Consider the following 16,367-nt stretch of genomic DNA (forward strand, 5'->3'; position numbering starts at 1 on the left):
GCGTAGGTCGCTACTCAAGAGCCGGCCCAACACAGCAAGGCGCCGACTCACGTGCCGGCTACCCGACCACCCCGCCAGAGCAACCGGCCAAACAACACAGCGAGAGCCGTGCCAGAGGTTCCGCCACGGAACCACCCTCGAACAACATCGACAGAATCCAACTATCGGTCGTTGAGAAAACCGGTCAGCAGTTTCCGCAACTCGGCACGCCTGTCCAGCATGGGCGCGGCGGAGTCGAACACCTCCAGCCGCGCCTCGGGCAGCACGGCCGCGAGCCGTTCGGCGACCGAGCGATCGTGCAGCGGATCGGAAGCGGCGCCTATCACCAGGGCGGGGGAAGCAACGGCGGAGAGTTCGGCGCTGTCGTCCAGCGGAGCCTGCCGGGGCAGGGCACGCAGGGCGGGAGCGAGGCGACGCAGTGTGGCCGCGCGCTGCTCGACGTAGTGGCCGACGTCGGCGTCGTCCGGGAGCCCGGACCCCACGATCGCGCGCAGCCACTCGCCGTCGTCCTCGGCAGCGGCGGCCACACCGGCGGCGAGCCGGTCGAAGACCTCGGTCACCTCACCACCACGCGGCTGGTCCAGCGCGGCGGGAAGCAACAGGACGAGCCGCTCGAAACGCGCGGGATTCCGCGCGGCTATCCGGGTCAGCGCCCCGGCGCCGAGCGAGACCCCGACCGCCCGTTCGGCACCCACCCGATCGGCCGCTTCGAGCACGTCGTCGGCCACGCGCTTGTAACTCCAGTAACCGTCCGCCGGGTTCGCGGCACCACCGTGACCGGGCAGCGTGAGGACCACGCGGGTACCGCGCAGTCCCGAGGCGGGGATGCGGGCCTCGCCCTCGGTGGCGCCGAGGCCGTGCACCACCAGCGTCACCGGCGCACCGCTGCCGTGCACGCGCCACGTGGCTCCCGACGCGAGTTCCGGATGGTCGCCGCCGACAGTTCCCGTCGAACCGATCGTCACTACCAGGAACTGCCCTTCTGCACCTCGGTAACCCGGGGACGCACATCCACGATGTAGACCAGCGCGGCGACGAGACCGGCGATCCAGATAATCGTCATGGGTCCCCTGGCCATGAGTATGAGCACCAGCGCACCAGCGCCGGTGATCCCGAGCCAAATCGGCTTGGACTGCTTGTCCGCAGCCGTGAACGCGTCGGCGCGCTGCATCAGCGCGTGCCCGAACGCGTACACCCCAACCGGAATACCCGCTATCCAGAGAGCCGTCACGATCACCTGAGCCAGAAGCACACCGCCAGGATACGGGTAATCCTCACGGAAGTCCCGGTCGTGTGTCGGAAGTGCCGGTCGTGTGCCGAACCGGCGCGGCCGCGGCCGCGTGAGCGCCGGGGCCGCAGCCGGCGGTGGCGGTCTCGGACGTTGGCCGCGCCCGTCCGCGGTCGTTCCCGCGGGCGGGCGGGTCACCGTCAGCGCTGTTCCTTGTTCCGCGCGGCGGACCTGGGCTGCTTCGAGGGGTTGTTCCTGCTGCCGGACGAACCACGCTGCCCACCGGAACGGCTCCCGCTGCCGGAGCCACCGCTGGTGGAACCACTACGGCCGCCACTGGCGGAACCACCCCGGCCGTCGCTCTTCGCCGCCGAGGCGCGGTTGGCGGTGCGTCGTGTCGCGCCGCGGGCCTCCGAGGCGGCTCGTTCCCCGGTCCCACGTACCGTTTCGGCGGTCTCCTCGGCGGCCCTGGCCGCCTCGGCACCGGCCTCGCGTACCGTCCCGGCGGTCTCCTCGGTCACGGTCCGGGTGGTGCGGGCCGCCTTCTCCCCGAACGAGCGGGTGGTGGTGCTGACCCTGCCGAGCACGTCGTCGGCCAGCTCGCGGGCCTCGCCGACGGCTCCCTCGAAACGTTCCTGGGCGTGTTCGACCTGGCTCTTGGCGTGCCGCACTCCCGGCTGCTCACGAAGCCGCTGCAGTGCGTCCTCACCGCGCTCGCTGAAGTAACCGTAGAGCCTCGCGGCGGAATCGCGATAACCGTCGAGCAGTTCGCGCACCTCTCCGGAACGGATCCGCTCGCGCAGCTCCCCGAGGTCCGAGGGCAGTTCGCTCACGGTCTCGCGTGCCGATCCGGCGTGCTCGTTGAGCTGCTCCCGCACCCGGTGCACGCTGTCGGCCACGGCGTGCGCGGCGATCTCACCCGCGCCGAGGGCCGCCACCAGCGGCATCCGAGCCTGCTTGTAGAGGCCTTCGGCGGCTTGGCCCGCACGACCGCCCGGTTGCTCGGTATCGCTGTTCTCGGTTCGTGTCGCCATGGTGCTCACTCCTCGGATTCGGATCGAACTGCCTCTTGGACGGCGGTCTCGTCCCGTAGCTCCGGCTCTTCCCGCGGCTCCGGGTCCCGCACGGGCACCGCCCCGGATGCCGCGTTCTCGCCGCGGAACGAGGTGTAGACGTCGAGCAACACCTGTTTCTGCCGGTCGTTCAGCTCGGTGTCGGCCAGAATCGCGTCGACCACCGGCCCACCCGGACGGCTTTCCAGGATCCCGGCCCGCACGTACAGCGCCTCGGCCGAGATGCGCAGGGCGTTGGCGATCTGCTGCAGGATCTCCGCGCTGGGCTTGCGCAGTCCTCGTTCCACCTGGCTGAGGTACGGGTTGGAGACTCCGGCCCGTTTCGCCAACTGTCGCAGCGAGATCTGGGCGGTGGCACGCTGCGCGCGGATGTAGCCCCCCAGGTCGTTGACAGCCCGGTTCACGGCTTTGACCGGGCGATCCATCCGTTCCACGATCGCGCCACCTTTCCCTCACTTCCACGCTAGCAGCGTTGCTAACTATTGCAAGCACAGTGCTCGCACTCGAACGGGTGAAGGGAGCGGTGGCCGGCACCCCGGGATCGACGGGTGCCGATTTCTCGCGAAATCGCCGTGGCGGGCTCGGTGCTCGCTAAGATCGAACGCGATGAAGTGGTGATCCGTCGCGGACCGCATCGCGGTCCCGTGTCCTCCGACGCGCTCCGGCCACGCGCGCCGAGAGCGGATTCCTTCCTGTCCACTTCATCCGATCGGATTCCCGATGAACGACGACGAGATCTTTCCCGAGCGTGTCGCCGAACGGCTGGCGACACTCTCCGACGTGTGCGCGGTGACGCTGGGCGGCTCGCGCGCGCTGGGTACCCACACCGCCGAGAGCGACTGGGATTTCGCGCTGTACTACCGCGGTGACTTCGACCCGGCTGAGTTGCGCGAACTCGGCTGGCCCGGCGAGGTCTCCGGAATCGGTGACTGGGGCGGTGTGTTCAACGGTGGGGCCTGGCTGACGATCGAGGGCAGACACGTGGACGTCCACTACCGCGACCTGGACGTCGTGGAACGCGAAGTCGCCGAGGCGAGGCAGGGGCGTTTCCACTGGGAGCCGCTGATGTTCCACCTCGCAGGCATACCCAGCTACCTGCTGCTCGCGGAACTGGCGCGGAACCGGGTGCTGCGCGGCAGTCCGCCCGATCCCGAATATCCGGAGGCACTGCGTGCGGCGGCACCCCCGGTGTGGCACGAACGAGCGATGCTCACGCTCCGGTACGCCGAGGGTGCCTTCGTCCGGCCCGGACGGGCCACCGGATTCGCGGGCGCGCTGGCGACCGCGGCCATGCAGCTGGCACACGCCGTGCTGGCGGCTCGCGGCGAGTGGGTGACCAACGAGAAGTGGTTGCTGCGGCAGGCCGGCCTGGAAGGCGTGGACGGGATCGTGGCCGGGCTGGGACCTGCTCCCGAAACGCTGCGACGGGCCTTCGACGAGGCGAACGAACTGTTCGGAACCGTGACCGCGAAGATTCCGTGACGACCGTGGTGCGGGCGGCGCCGGTGCCCGTGGGTCTCTCCTGTACCACCGGTACCGGCGTAGTCCCACCGATCGACACGCAGGGCACCGTCGGCCCCGTTCGAGGGACATCGATTTCCCGAGAAAATCAAGCGGGCGGCGGTCCCCAGCACAGGCAGAACGGATGCCCGGCGGGATCCGCGTAGACCCGGAACTTCGAGTCGGCCTCGTCCGCGGGCTGGGGCAGCCGAGTGGCTCCGGCACGCAGCGCACGGGCCTCGACGGTCTCGAGATCGGTCACCCTGACGTCGAGGTGAGCCTGCTGCTGCGGCGGCGAGTCGGGCCAACCCGGGGCAATGTAGTGCGGATCCAGCTGGCAGGAGATCCGCGCACCGCCCTCGGGATCGGCCAGTTCCACCCACCGCTCGTCGGACTCCGACTCGTCGACCGACCAGCCGAGCAGCTCGCCGTAGAACTCGGCCAGCCCGCGCGGATCGGGACCGTCCAGCACGAAGGAGATCACGCGCAGCGGGGTCGAGGTGGCGCTTTCGGTTCCTGCCATCGAAGCTCTCCGTAACTACCGTAACTGTTTCAATGGTTATCAGACGATGATTATGACCTCGCAACCGCGTTACCGCAAGGAATCGCTGGCCTACGATGGGACCGTGAACAGCAAAGCCGTCGCAGCCGTCGCGCCGAACGGGCTATCAGCGGCGCCCTCCGAGCCCGTCGGGCCCGACACGGAACAGGACATCGACCTTCTGCTGGCGTTTCTCAACACCGTCGACGCCGAGACCGGCACTGATGTGCTGGCGGAGACGGAACAATGGCAGCAGTGGTGCCTGCGGCACACCGGGCAGGCATCCGTGGACACGGCAGCAGCACGCGAGATTCGCGACCTGATGCGCGATTCGATCAGTTGCGGTTCAGGCGAATCAACGGCCATACCTCCCGCGACAGCGGAATGGCCGGTGCGCATTCATCTCGAGGAAGGAGTGCCGGTCGCCTCCGGCAGCGATGCACTCGGAGCCGTCCTCGCGGCGGCCTCCCGCATCGCCACGGTGGGACGCTGGCACCGCATCAAGATCTGTCCCGCGACGAACTGTTTGTGGGCCTTCTACGACCGCTCCAGAAACCGATCGCGCACCTGGTGCTCGATGCGGGTCTGCGGCAACCGGGAGAAGGCACGTTCCTGGCGGGAACGCCACACCCCACATTGAGCACCACCACGACACCGCTCGGCACAGCCGCGTGGTCACCGCGGGTGGTCACAACAACAACTCGGTGACCGTGTGTATGGCCAGTCCGGCCAGCGCACCCACCACCGTGCCGTTGATGCGGATGAACTGCAGGTCGCGCCCCACCTGTAGCTCGATCCTGCGGGAGGTGTCGGCCGCGTCCCAGCGGTCGACCGTGTCCGTGATCAGCGTGGTTATCTCGGCACGGTAGTGGTTGACGACGTAACGGGCCGCCTCGCGCAGCCAGCCGTCCACCTTGTCACGCAACTCCGGCTCGGCGGCGAGGCGGCCACCAAGTGAGACCAGGCCGTCGCGGACCCGCTGCCGCAGCTCGCTGTCGGGATCCTCGGCGGCTTCCAGCAGCATGCCCTTGGCCGTCGTCCAGGCGTCGGCGATCAGGCTCCGCACCTCGGGGTGCTCCAGTACCTGCCACTTGATGCGATCGGCTCTGGCCATCGTGGCCGGGTCCTCCCGCAGGTCCCGCGCGAACTCGACCAGGAACCGGTCCACCGCCTTGCGCATCTGGTGCTCGGGGTCGGTCTTGACGGCCCAGGCGAAAGCCAGTATCTCGCTGTAGATCTTGTCCGCCACCAGCGAGTCGAAGAACCTGGGTGACCAGGAGGGAGCACGCTGGTCCACCACCCGCGAAACCGTCTCGTAGTTGTCCCGGACCCAGTCGTAGGCACGATCGCAGACCAGATCGACCAGCCCGCGATGCGAGCCGTCCTCGAAGACCCTGCCGAGAACGCGCCCCAACGGCGGTCCCCACGGCTGTTCGACGACCTTGCGCAGCACGGTCTGTTCCAGCACCTGCCGCACGTCCTCGTCCCGCAGCACCCGCAGCGCACCGCGCAACACCGCTGCCGACTCCGCCGTGACGCGCTCCGCGTGCTCCCGCCGCGACAGCCACTCGCCGAACCTGCCGGTTATCCCGGCACGGTCCAGCTTGTCCACCACGACCCGCTCGGACAGGAAGTTGGTGCCGACGAAGTCACCGAGGCTCTGACCGAGCGCGTTCTTGCGGTTGGGGATGATCGCGGTGTGCGGGATGGGCAGCCCCAGCGGTCTGCGGAACAGCGCGGTCACCGCGAACCAGTCGGCCAGCGCGCCGACCATCCCAGCCTCGGCGGCGGCGTTGACGTACCCGACCCAGCCCGAGCCGTCGGGCACCAACCACCCGGTCCACAGGTAAACGAACGCGGCCAGCAGGAACAGCCCCGTGGCGACGCCCTTCATGCGGCGCAGCCCGCGCCTGCGGGAAAGCTCGGCCACCGAAGTATCCGACACCCCACGATTGTGGCAGCGCTGCCGACCACGGCCGCCACCGCGCTCGCCCCTCGACCCACCGGGGCGAACGCCGCGAGGACTCCCCACGACCCGTACACGTCCCCGACGGGAGGCACCCGGAACCGGCGGAAGTTCGTCGGGCGAGCACCACGGAAACCTGGTCATCCGAGCTTCCACTAGTAGGGTGCGATCCGTGCGTACTCCACCCTTGAGCAGTCGACTGCGCCCGTTCACCTCGACGATCTTCGCCGAGATCACCGAGCTCGCCCGGCGCAACGAAGCCGTCAACCTGGGACAGGGGTTCCCCGACACCGACGGCCCAGCGGGCATGCTCCGCGAGGCCGAACGGGCGATCGCGGACGGCACGAACCAGTACCCGCCGGGACCGGGTGAGCCCGAGCTGCGCGCCGCCATCGGTGCCCAGCGCGCCGCCGACTACGGCATCGAGCACGATCCGGAGACCGAGATCCTGGTGACCGTCGGTGCCACCGAGGCGATCAGCGCGGCGATGCTCGGCCTCGTCGAGCCCGGTGACGAGGTGGTGCTGCTGGAGCCCTACTACGACGCCTACCCCGTGGCTGTGTCGCTGGCGGGCGGGACGCGACGCACCGTGCCACTGCGGGTGACCGGGGAGCGGTTCGAGCTCGACGCCGCGGCCCTACGAGCGGCGGTCGGTCCGAACACCCGCGCGATCGTGCTGAACTCGCCGCACAACCCGACCGGCACCGTGTTCACCGAGGCGGAGCTGGCCGAGATCGCGGCGGTCTGCCGGGAGAACGATCTGCTCGCCGTCACCGACGAGGTCTACGAACACCTGGTTTACGACGGGCGCGGCCACGTGCCGCTGGCCACGTTCCCGGGAATGGCCGAGCGCACCCTGTCCGTGTCCAGCGCGGGCAAGAGCTTCAACGTCACGGGATGGAAGATCGGCTGGGTCTGCGGGCCCCCGGAACTGGTCGCGGCGGTTCGCGCGGCGAAGCAGTTCATGACCTTCGTCGGTGGCGCCCCGTTCCAACCCGCCGTGGCCCACGCGCTACGTGAGGAGCGGGACTGGCTGCCGGAACTGCGCGGCCAGCTGCAGCGGAAGCGGGACCGTCTCGGGGCCGGGCTCCGCTCGGCGGGTTTCGGGGTGCTGGCCTGCGAGGGCACCTACTTCCTGTGTGCCGACATCCGGCCGCTCGGCTATTCCGACGGCGCCGAGTTCTGCCGCGCCTTACCCGAGCTGGCCGGTGTCGCGGCCATTCCGCTCCAGGTACTCTGCGACGACCCCGAGCCGGTACGCCACCTCGTCCGGTTCGCCTGCTGCAAACGCGACGAGGTGATCGACGAGGGAGTCCGGCGACTGCACAAGCTGGGCTGAGTGAGTCGCGCCGAGCGGGTTCCCGGCTCCCTCCGGCGTACCCCTTGCCGGACCTCACCAGCAGCGACCGGAGCTCAACAGCGAATACCCGACTTCACGGGTGGCGACGGGATCACCGCGTCGCCACCGCACCACGGGTGACGCCCCGGTTGGCCGGGATCCAGGCGAATCCGGCCAACCGAACGCCTCTCCCGGCGCGCTCGCGAAAGCACCGTTCCCCGCGTCAGCACACGAACCAGTCGCTGCCCGTGCGATGCGTGACGAGCCCGTCCGCTCGCCGGGTGTGCAGCCGCAGACAGATCGGCCCGGCGGGGACGTCGGGCACGGCGAACCCACCGCAGAGGTCCAACTCGCCCCGGCACTCCCCCTGGCCGTGCCGCACGATCACCGCGCCCGAGGGGCTGGGCTGCCCTGCTCGGCTCAGCACGATGCCGCGGGCGAGGAACTGCCCCTGCCGCGTGGGGCGCAGTTCCAGCTCGACGAGTCTGCCCGGTGCGGCGAAGCTCAACGTGCGCACCTCGACGGCGCCGGGCGACTCACCCACGGCACCGGGCGACTCACCGAGGGCGCGGCATCGGACGGCGGAATCGCCGAGTGGTTCCAGCACTCCGACGGAGTCACGCTCGCGGACCAGGCGCCGCGCGGCGCCGTAGGCCGCGCTGATCGCCCGATCGGGGGTGGGATCCGTTCGACGGAACAGCCTGCCCAACGATCGGAGCTCTTCGGGAATCCCCGTGCTCTCATCGATCTCCGTGCTCTCATCAATCCCCGTGCTCACACCGCCACCCCTTCCACGGCCTCCGGGCTCCCGGACGCGAGCATCCGCAGGCGCAGCGCTCGCAGGCATCGCTGCTTCTTGGGACCGATGGAACCGCGGGCCATCCCCAACGCGGTACAGATCTGCTCGTAACTCGCGTCCGGAGCCACCGCCATGATCCGCAACAGCTGTTGGCAGCGGTGTGACAACTGCGCGAACGCCTGTGCCATCCGCGCGGCCGACAACGAACGCACCGCGCTGTTCTCCGGAGTCTCGGTGCCGTCGGCGGTTTCGGCCAGCAGTCCGGCCAGCCCGCTGGGCGATTCCCTGCGTCGTGCCCGCGCCAATCGCATCGACTCGCGACGGGCGGTGGTAACCAGCCACGCGGACACCCCCTCGGAGTCGCGGAGTCGGTGCAGGTTCTCGGCCAGCAGCAGCCAGGTCGCCTGCCACGCGTCCTCGGCATCGGCCCGGTTGGCCGAGTAGGCGCGAACGGCTCCCCACACCACACCGCTGTTGCGGTCCACCAGCTCGCGCCAGGCGCGCTCGTCACCGACGGCCAGCCGACTGAGCAACACGGCGGTACCGCAGGATCGCTCCCGTTCCGTCACTGGAACACCTTTCCTACTTCGGGATCGGTCCCGACCCGGGAGCCGTGGGCGTCGAACGGAGCACACGACTCGGGCCGGTTCGCCGAATAGGAGACGTCACGGCCGCCGCTGGATTCGCGGTGCGGCCGTAAACCCCCGAACGGGGCAAGAGTTCGAGTAGTACTACGTACCTGCCGCGTAGTCACCGGGGAGCCACCGGTCCCACCACGGACCGTTCTCATTCACCGCCGGGCGGCATTCGGGAAAAACCAACGAGTCACAACGGGCGATTGTTGGTTCGTAACACCGCCTAACCGGGTGATAGGCGGCGTTTGCGGATGCCAATTCGCCGATTACCCGGGAGGATGATGGTCGAACGCGGGCAGCGAGACACGGGGCGGTGATTCTGATGCAACGGACAGTCCCGAGTGGTGAGGGAACGTCCACATTCACCGAGACCGGACGATCGCCGGTTGGCGCGCTCCGGTTCCCGAAGCACGCCGGGCGTTTCCGCTCCAGACCGCGGGCAGCGGACGGCGGCTGACCGAAGGCGCACGGCGAGCGGCCGAGAGCGTCCGGCGAGATTCCGAGAGTGCGCGGCGAGAAGCCGAAAGCGCACAGCGAGAGTTCGCCGCTATCCCGCCCGGCCCGAACGCCGAGACTTCCGATCCGGTTGCCTGCGCCCGACCGGGTCGGTCGGGGCGCCGCATCGGGGCGAACCAATCGTCACGAGAGCGGCAGACAGCCCCGCCCCCGGTGTCGCACTGCCCCTGTGACACCGGGTCGAGCGGCCACCCACCGGCACGTCGAGGGGCCGTGCCGGCGGGTGGCCGAACAGCCATCCCCACGAGAGCCGTGCCGGAGGTTCCGCCGCCCGCCTCCGGAACGGCGTCGATTTCCCACGAAATCGCCGCGCCCGGTGCCGTGGCACGCGGTCAGCACCGCCTGGGTGGGCGTCGATTTCTCGCGAAATTGACGGCCCCCGAAACCGTCCTCGTGACGCGACCACGCGGCGTCAGCAGCGCGCGGAACCCCGGTGCGTGAGTCGGATGCATTGCGAGGCCGGGCCGCTCGCCGCGTAGGTCGCTACTCAAGAGCCGGCCCAACGCGGCAAGGCGCCGACTCACGTGACGGCTAACCGACCCACCCGAAAAAGCTCCGCCATCAGCACCCTAAGTAACCAGGTCGGGCGGGTGGGCAGGCCCGATCGAGTCGTCGGCTTCGGCGATCAACTCCACGGCCCGCCGCAGCGTTTCCTCCGGCAGGCTGTAGGGCAGTCGGAGACGGTCGTCGAACTCCCCTTCCACCGCGAATCTCCCGGAGGAAGCCAGCCGCACGCCTCGTTGTTCGGCGGCCACGGCCAGCCGTCCGGCTCGGCGGGAGCCGATGTGGCACCACAGCGAGAGCCCACCGCCCGGAGGAGTGAAGGTCCACTGTGGGCGAAGCTCGCGCAGCGCCGCCACCAACCTGTCCCGCTGGTGCAGCAGTCTCGTGCGCTGCCGGTCCAGTGTGCGATCGGCGTCGTCCAGCAACTCGCTCAGCACGAGCTGCTCGAAAACGGGGCTGCCGAGGTCGATCGCGGCACGACCGACGACGATGCGCTGCACGAACTCGTGCGGCGCACGGATCCAGCCGAGCCGCAGACCTCCCCAGAACGACTTGCTCGCCGACCCCACCGTCACCGTCTGCGACTCGGCGAAGGCAGCCGCGGGAAGCGGAAGCGGCTCCCCGGAGAGATTGATGTCGACCAGCGTCTCGTCCACCACGGCGGTCGTGCGGTGGCGCCGCAGGGCGTGACCCAGTCGTTCCCGCTCGGCCGCGGTCATCAGCGCGCCGGTGGGGTTCTGGAAGTCGGGAATCAGATACGCCAGCCGCGGCGCCGCCTGCGCCAGGGTCGCCTCCAGCAGTTCCGGATCCCACCCGCCGTCGACCATGGGCACCGGCAGCGGCCGCGCGTGTACGCCGCGGACGGCTTCCAGCGCGTTCGGGTAGGTGGGGTGTTCCAGCAGCACCCGCTGCCCGGGAGTGAGCACCGTGCGCAGTACGAGGGCGAAGGCGTGCTGCGCACCGTTGGTGATCAGTATCTGCTCGGGGTCGGTGGGCAGGCCGCGCTCGGCGAAGCGCCGCGCGATCCGCTCGCGCAGCTCCGGCAGGCCCTGCGTCTGATAGCCGTGCCCGTGGAACCGCGTGGTGAACCGTTCGCTCGCCCGTTCGAACGCCTCGTACACCTCGGGAGACGCTGCGGGAGTGGCTTGGGCGAAGTTGATGCTCTCGCCGCGCTCCGGCGGGTACCAACCACCCGACTCGGCGGTGCCGCCGGCCGTGGCGGGCAACCCGATCCAGGAGCCCGCTCCCCGTCTGCTCCGCACGAACCCCTGCTCCCGGAGCCGGTCGAGCGCACCGGTCACCAGGTTTCGGCTGGCTCCGATCCGGTCGGCCAGCTCGCGTTCGGCGGGTAGTCGCGTACCGGGCGGCAGTTGCCCCTCCAGCACCAGCTGGCGCAGTGCCGAGTACAGCGCGTCGGCGCTGGGACGACCATCCCGCGACCAGTTGCCCAACAACCGCGCCAGAGCATTGGCACCCGTTCTTCCCGCTTCCGAAGTCATCACGGGCACCAATATTCCACTATTGGCTCTGTTCAACCAGCCCAAAACCGAATATCAATCGGGTATGCCCCGAAGAACCGCAACAGTGGACCTCGAACCGATACCGGTGACGCACCGCCCCGGCACCCGACTGCTACGGCTGTTCACCGGACTCGCCTGCTACGGCACGAGCATGGCGATGATGGTGCGCGCGGAGCTCGGACTCGCGCCGTGGGACGTGCTGCACGACGGCCTGGTGGAACGCACCGGCCTCGGCTTCGGCACCGTGACCGCGATCACCGGCGCTCTGGTGCTGCTGTGCTGGATACCGCTGCGCCAGCGGCCCGGCATCGGCACCGTCGCGAACGTTTTCATGGTGGCGCTCTCGGTGAGCATCGCGCTGCACCTCATCCCACCGGTCGAGAACCTGCCGATCCGGGTGGCGCTGCTGCTCGGTGGCGTGCTGTGCAACGGTCTCGCCACCGCGGTCTACGTCGGGGCCCGGCTCGGCCCCGGCCCCCGCGACGGGCTGATGACCGGTCTGCACGGCACGACGGGGCTCTCGCTGCGCGCCGTCCGCACCTGCGTCGAGCTGTCGGTACTGCTGACGGGCTGGCTGCTGGGCGGGTCGGTGGGATTCGGAACGGCGCTCTACGCGCTGGCGATCGGCCCGACGGCGCAACTCGCGATGCCCGTTGTGGCGGTGCGGACCCCGAACGCAGGATAATCCGGACATGCCCACTGTCGAGGTAGCCGAACAGGCGGGAACCGAACCCAGCGAGGACGTGGTGCTCACCCTGCCGAACGCGGTGGCGGTGCTGGACGGCGCCACCTCGCTGCGCCCCACCGAGCGCACCGGCGGCTGGTACGCCGCCGAGCTCGCCACGGCGCTGCGCCACCGCCTCGACCCGAGCCCCGTCCCCGATCCGGGTTCCCACCCCGATTCCGGAGCCGCCCCGGACCTGGCCGACTCGCTGGCGTCGGCGATCGAGGAGGTGAGCACGGCCCACGAGCTGCGCCCGGGGGACTCACCCTCCACCACGGTGTCGATCCTGCGGTGGGACGAGCGGACCGTGGAGGCGCTCGTGCTGGCCGACAGCCCGGTCGTGGTGTTCACCGATTCGGTGACCGACGCGGTGACCGACGACCGGCTGCACGCCCTGCGCACCACCGGCAAGGGTGACTACCGGCAGCGGCTGCGCGGGGGTGGCGGCTTCGACGAACGGCACCACGACGAGCTGCGCGCCGCGGTGGACGCGACCGGCCGTTGGCGCAACGTCGAGGGCGGCTTCTGGGTGGCCGAGGCCGATCCGTCCGCCGCGCACCGTGCGATCCGACGAAGTTGGCCCAGGTCGGAGGTCCGCTCGGCACTGCTGGCCAGCGACGGTGTCTCCTGCGGTGTCGAGCAGTACGACAGCTACCGCGACTGGCGGGAACTGCTCGCACACGCCCGTGCGGAATCGGCGCGGGCGGTGCTGGATCGAGTCCGTGCGGCCGAACACGCCGATCCGGACGGCAGTCGTTGGCCACGCCCCAAGCGACACGACGACCAGGCACTCGCCGTCGTGGAGTTCGCGTCGGACGATTGAGAGCACTCGACCGCTCGTTCCCGCGGAGGTGTCCGGCATGGTGCTGGCAGACAGCGTCATCTACGTGAACGGCAGATCGCGGCAGCGCTGCGGGACGATCGAGCAGACGCTGCGCGAACTGCGGCGCGGCTCCGACTCCGACCGCACGTTCGGGTGGATCGACCTGTCCGAACCGGACAGGGACGAGCTGACGACGCTGGGAACCGAGTTCGAGCTGCACCACCTGGCGCTGGAGGACGCCACGGTCGCGCACCAGCGGCCGAAGCTCGACCGCTACGGCGAGACGCTGTTCATGGTGCTGCGTTCCGCGCTGTACGAGGAAGCGACCGAGAACGTGGCGCTCGGTGAGGTGCACGCGTTCATCGGCACGGACTTCGTCATCACCTCGCGGCGGAGTGACCGGCCCGACCTCGACGCGGTGCGAGAACGGCTGGAGAACCAGCCGGAGCTGCTGGCGCACGGCCCGCCCGCCGTGCTCTACGCCCTCGTGGACCGGGTGGTGGACGACTTCCTGCCGGTGGAGCGCGAGTTGCAGAACGACCTGGACGAGATCGAGACCGAGGTGTTCGGCGGCGAGTCCACAGTGTCCAAGCGGATCTACCGGCTCTCCCGCGAGGTGATCGAGTTCCAGCGGGCGACCGGCCCGCTCATGGAAGTGCTGGACGGCATGGAGCAGACGTTCCACGAGTTGCGCGACGGCGTGGAGCTGAAACGCCACCTGCGGGACGTCCGGGACCACGCGGCGGACGTGGCGGAGCGCGTCGAGTCGCACCGGCAACTGCTGGCGAACATCCTGCTGGTGAACTCCTCGCTGCACTCGCAGCGCCAGAACGAGCAGGCCACCAGGCTCACCGAGACGAGCCTGCGGCAGAACGAGCAGGTGAAGCGCATCTCCTCGTGGGCGGCGATCCTGTTCACTCCCACGCTGGTGGGAACGGTCTACGGCATGAACTTCACGCACATGCCGGAGCTGGACTGGCCGTCGGGATACCCGCTGTCGCTGCTGCTGATGCTGCTGGTGGCGGTAACGCTGTACGCGGTGTTTCGGAGGCGCGACTGGTTGTGACCAACCGAATCCGCCCAAAAAAGATCTCTTCCCCTAGAGACATCTGCGGCACTGTTTAGTAACCTGGGCGACGTCCACCTGACCCCCAGGGGTGGACTTGGCGCCCCCGCACTCCCGGTGACCCCCAGGCCGGTTGAGAGCGGGGGCGCACCTTTCTTTCGTGTGTCACCTTTCCGGCTGACTCGTGCCGTGAGCTCCCGATTCGCCGAGTGCGGCCGAACGGCTCGTGCGATGCTCCGATTCGAGGGACCGCCACGCATCGGAGCAGGGGCGAACACCGGTACGGCCACCCGCACCGGTGCCCGTTCATTGCTCCGTTCGGGTGAAAAAGCGGAACCAAACCCGAGACCTAATCGTCAGTAATAAAAGCCGGAGGTTTTTCACACGGAGGCACGCCATGAACCTGCACGCCCGCATCGAGCTGTACGGCGGTCCTGAAGACGGCCGCGAGATCACGCTTCCCGTCAGCGGCGAGGGTGAGCCGCTGTCCCCACTCCCCGTACCGCGTGCCTCGGAGGAGAACGAAGGCGTCGCCTGGTACGAGCGGGACCAGCACATGGGGCGGGGATTCTGGGTCTACAAGTACGCCGACTCGCAGTCGGCGGAGCACCCCCAGGCGGGCTGACCGGGCTTCGCCGGGCCGGACTCCGGGAACGCTCGCCGCAGGGGACACCGTTCGCGAGCCGGAGGCCGCGACGTGGCGCCGCGTCGGACAACGGTGTCGGACAGCGGGGACGGTGGACTACCGGGAGGTCCGCTCCGTGCGGTTGCCGTCGACCTTCCGAGTGCCGGACGACTCCTCGTGGTCGCCGTGCGGTGACGCCGGGGAACTGCCGCAGGTAGAGGGCACGGTCGTGGACACGACCGACGGAACGCGCTACGCGGGGCGGGAAACGGTCGGACTGCGGCGCATGCGCGCCGATCCACGGGGTGCGACCTCGAACGGTGACGGTCGCGGTTCACCGATGGGCGCCGTCCGCCGTCAGCGGGCGAGTACGTCGGTCAGCTCGTAGTGCAGGGTCCTGGTGCGCATGAGCCGGTGGAGGATCGGCACGAGGACGCCGTGCAGCAGGGGATACTTGCGCGTGAGGAGTTGGGCCGCTGTTCGGGCCTCGGCACCGTCCAGGCGCCGAGCGCGGGCCCACACCTTCGGGCCGGTGGGCTTGCCCAGCCACGTCGAGGGACAGAACCACACCTCCGGGAAGTTCCGCAGCCGGTTGCGCTTGCCGGACTTGCCGTAGGTACGGATGTAGGCGCGGTCGCCGCGCACGACGATGTTGACAGGGGTGTCGACCCAGCTCCCGTCGCGTTTCCTGGTCCGCAGTAGGACCGTCCCCTGCCGGACGAACGGGCGCAGCACCGCAGGCACCGATGTCTCGGTCATGATGCCCACCTTTCGAGCGAAAAAGCGGCTCGTCGCCCAGTCTCACGCGCGAGGGGCCTTCGCACCCGGTGACGGACCGGGAGTGGTTCGGCCGTTCGGCAGTGGTTCCCTGCGGTCAACGGTCCCGAAGAACGGTCAGCGCAACCCGGCGGCACGGAAGATCCGGTCGTAGATCTCGCGGACGACGCGCTCCTTGCGGACGTTGTAGTCCATGACGTGCCCGCCGCCGGGGATCGCGGCTCGTTTCGCGGCCTCGTAACGGGCGCGGTCCTCCGGGTGTTGGCGCAGCCAGTCGCGGAACATGCGCTGCCGGACTGTCTCGGGGCAGTCCGGGCCGAACACGTGCAGGTTCACGCGCGGATTCGACAGCCGCAGGCACCGGTGCTCGTGGAAGGAGGGCTGCCGGGCCGTGCGGACGTGGCCCAGCTCCGCCAGCGCGGGGACGTACGCTCGCTCGTCCCGTGGGTCGGCCACGGTGAGGTTGATGTCGACGAGGTCCTTCGCCGCGAGCCCCGCCACCGCCGTGGAGCCGACGTGCCCGATGCCGAGCGATACCTCGCCGAGAGCCGCGACGATGTCGGCGGCGTTTCCGGCTCGATCTCCGACACCGAGCCGGGCATTTCACTACACTGCGAGCAACCACGACAACCAGCCGTGTCGCGACGCACCCTCGAATCCGGTCTCGAACTATTCCACCACTCGAAACGACTGTCGGAGACAGCGACGGTTCCGTAGTCCTCCGTGATGAG

The 16,367-nt window shown here is 69.5% G+C and carries 17 protein-coding genes and 1 pseudogene; 7 read left to right on the forward strand and 11 right to left on the reverse strand.

What is annotated here, in order from left to right; genetic code table 11:
* Positions 1-161: 161 nt before the first annotated feature.
* From J2S53_RS13900 to J2S53_RS13915, 4 genes are all read right to left on the reverse strand, one after another.
* Positions 162-965 (reverse strand): alpha/beta fold hydrolase, encoded by an 804-nt coding sequence (locus tag J2S53_RS13900; protein WP_456241318.1) that lies wholly within the window; start codon positions 963-965, stop codon positions 162-164.
* On the reverse strand, positions 965-1,252 hold the full coding sequence (locus J2S53_RS13905; protein ID WP_092976871.1) for a DUF2516 family protein: 288 nt from the start codon (positions 1,250-1,252) through the stop codon (positions 965-967). The genes J2S53_RS13900 and J2S53_RS13905 overlap by 1 nt, the downstream gene beginning before the upstream one ends.
* 176 nt (positions 1,253-1,428) lie before the next feature.
* Entirely contained in the window at positions 1,429-2,262 is an 834-nt protein-coding gene (locus tag J2S53_RS13910; RefSeq protein WP_456241319.1) for a hypothetical protein, read from the reverse strand.
* Positions 2,263-2,267: 5 nt separating this feature from the next.
* Positions 2,268-2,726, reverse strand: coding sequence for a helix-turn-helix domain-containing protein (locus J2S53_RS13915; RefSeq protein WP_456242791.1), 459 nt, complete (start codon positions 2,724-2,726; stop codon positions 2,268-2,270).
* Between the two features lie 295 nt (positions 2,727-3,021).
* On the opposite strand from J2S53_RS13915, the gene J2S53_RS13920 reads away from it, so the two are divergent.
* Positions 3,022-3,783, forward strand: a complete 762-nt coding sequence (locus J2S53_RS13920; RefSeq protein WP_456241320.1) for a nucleotidyltransferase domain-containing protein — start codon at positions 3,022-3,024, stop codon at positions 3,781-3,783.
* 127 nt (positions 3,784-3,910) lie between these two features.
* On the opposite strand, the gene J2S53_RS13925 is transcribed toward J2S53_RS13920, so the two are convergent.
* Positions 3,911-4,324: a VOC family protein gene (locus J2S53_RS13925; RefSeq protein ID WP_456241321.1), complete on the reverse strand. Its 414-nt coding sequence runs from the start codon at positions 4,322-4,324 to the stop codon at positions 3,911-3,913.
* A gap of 46 nt (positions 4,325-4,370) precedes the next feature.
* Here J2S53_RS13925 and J2S53_RS13930 point away from each other — a divergent pair, with 46 nt between their 5' ends.
* Complete coding sequence (locus J2S53_RS13930; RefSeq protein ID WP_245693804.1) at positions 4,371-4,982, forward strand: CGNR zinc finger domain-containing protein; 612 nt, start codon at positions 4,371-4,373, stop codon at positions 4,980-4,982.
* Positions 4,983-5,030: 48 nt separating this feature from the next.
* Here the strand turns inward: J2S53_RS13930 and J2S53_RS13935 are convergent, their stop codons facing one another.
* Complete coding sequence (locus tag J2S53_RS13935) at positions 5,031-6,287, reverse strand: DUF445 domain-containing protein (protein WP_456241322.1); 1,257 nt, start codon at positions 6,285-6,287, stop codon at positions 5,031-5,033.
* A 193-nt stretch (positions 6,288-6,480) separates the two neighbouring features.
* Here J2S53_RS13935 and J2S53_RS13940 point away from each other — a divergent pair, with 193 nt between their 5' ends.
* Positions 6,481-7,647: a pyridoxal phosphate-dependent aminotransferase gene (locus tag J2S53_RS13940; RefSeq protein ID WP_456241323.1), complete on the forward strand. Its 1,167-nt coding sequence runs from the start codon at positions 6,481-6,483 to the stop codon at positions 7,645-7,647.
* A 223-nt stretch (positions 7,648-7,870) separates the two neighbouring features.
* Here the strand turns inward: J2S53_RS13940 and J2S53_RS13945 are convergent, their stop codons facing one another.
* From J2S53_RS13945 to yczR, 3 genes are all read right to left on the reverse strand, one after another.
* A complete protein-coding gene (locus tag J2S53_RS13945; RefSeq protein WP_456241324.1) occupies positions 7,871-8,425 on the reverse strand; it encodes a hypothetical protein in 555 nt (184 codons plus the stop codon).
* Positions 8,422-9,015: an RNA polymerase sigma factor gene (locus J2S53_RS13950; RefSeq protein WP_456241325.1), complete on the reverse strand. Its 594-nt coding sequence runs from the start codon at positions 9,013-9,015 to the stop codon at positions 8,422-8,424. The genes J2S53_RS13945 and J2S53_RS13950 overlap by 4 nt, the downstream gene beginning before the upstream one ends.
* A 1,151-nt stretch (positions 9,016-10,166) precedes the next feature.
* Positions 10,167-11,600: a MocR-like transcription factor YczR gene (gene yczR, locus J2S53_RS13955; protein WP_456241326.1), complete on the reverse strand. Its 1,434-nt coding sequence runs from the start codon at positions 11,598-11,600 to the stop codon at positions 10,167-10,169.
* A gap of 64 nt (positions 11,601-11,664) precedes the next feature.
* On the opposite strand from yczR, the gene yczE reads away from it, so the two are divergent.
* The 4 genes from yczE (at position 11,665) to J2S53_RS13975 (ending at position 14,859) form a co-directional block, all read left to right on the forward strand.
* The gene (gene yczE, locus J2S53_RS13960) at positions 11,665-12,306 is read left to right on the forward strand and encodes a membrane protein YczE (RefSeq protein ID WP_456241327.1); all 642 of its coding nucleotides are present in this window, start codon (positions 11,665-11,667) and stop codon (positions 12,304-12,306) included.
* Between the two features lie 7 nt (positions 12,307-12,313).
* Complete coding sequence (locus tag J2S53_RS13965; protein WP_456241328.1) at positions 12,314-13,168, forward strand: protein phosphatase 2C domain-containing protein; 855 nt, start codon at positions 12,314-12,316, stop codon at positions 13,166-13,168.
* Positions 13,169-13,205: 37 nt separating this feature from the next.
* Positions 13,206-14,234, forward strand: a complete 1,029-nt coding sequence (locus J2S53_RS13970; RefSeq protein WP_456241329.1) for a magnesium and cobalt transport protein CorA — start codon at positions 13,206-13,208, stop codon at positions 14,232-14,234.
* Positions 14,235-14,631: 397 nt separating this feature from the next.
* Positions 14,632-14,859, forward strand: coding sequence for a hypothetical protein (locus J2S53_RS13975; RefSeq protein ID WP_092626497.1), 228 nt, complete (start codon positions 14,632-14,634; stop codon positions 14,857-14,859).
* Positions 14,860-15,216: 357 nt separating this feature from the next.
* Here the strand turns inward: J2S53_RS13975 and J2S53_RS13980 are convergent, their stop codons facing one another.
* Positions 15,217-15,618 (reverse strand): PPOX class F420-dependent oxidoreductase, encoded by a 402-nt coding sequence (locus J2S53_RS13980; protein WP_456241330.1) that lies wholly within the window; start codon positions 15,616-15,618, stop codon positions 15,217-15,219.
* Between the two features lie 135 nt (positions 15,619-15,753).
* Positions 15,754-16,203: pseudogene (locus J2S53_RS13985) on the reverse strand (GrpB family protein); the annotation flags it as partial.
* Positions 16,204-16,367 lie beyond the last annotated feature (164 nt).

The organism is Actinopolyspora lacussalsi, from assembly GCA_030803735.1.
Classification (GTDB): domain Bacteria; phylum Actinomycetota; class Actinomycetes; order Mycobacteriales; family Pseudonocardiaceae; genus Actinopolyspora; species Actinopolyspora lacussalsi.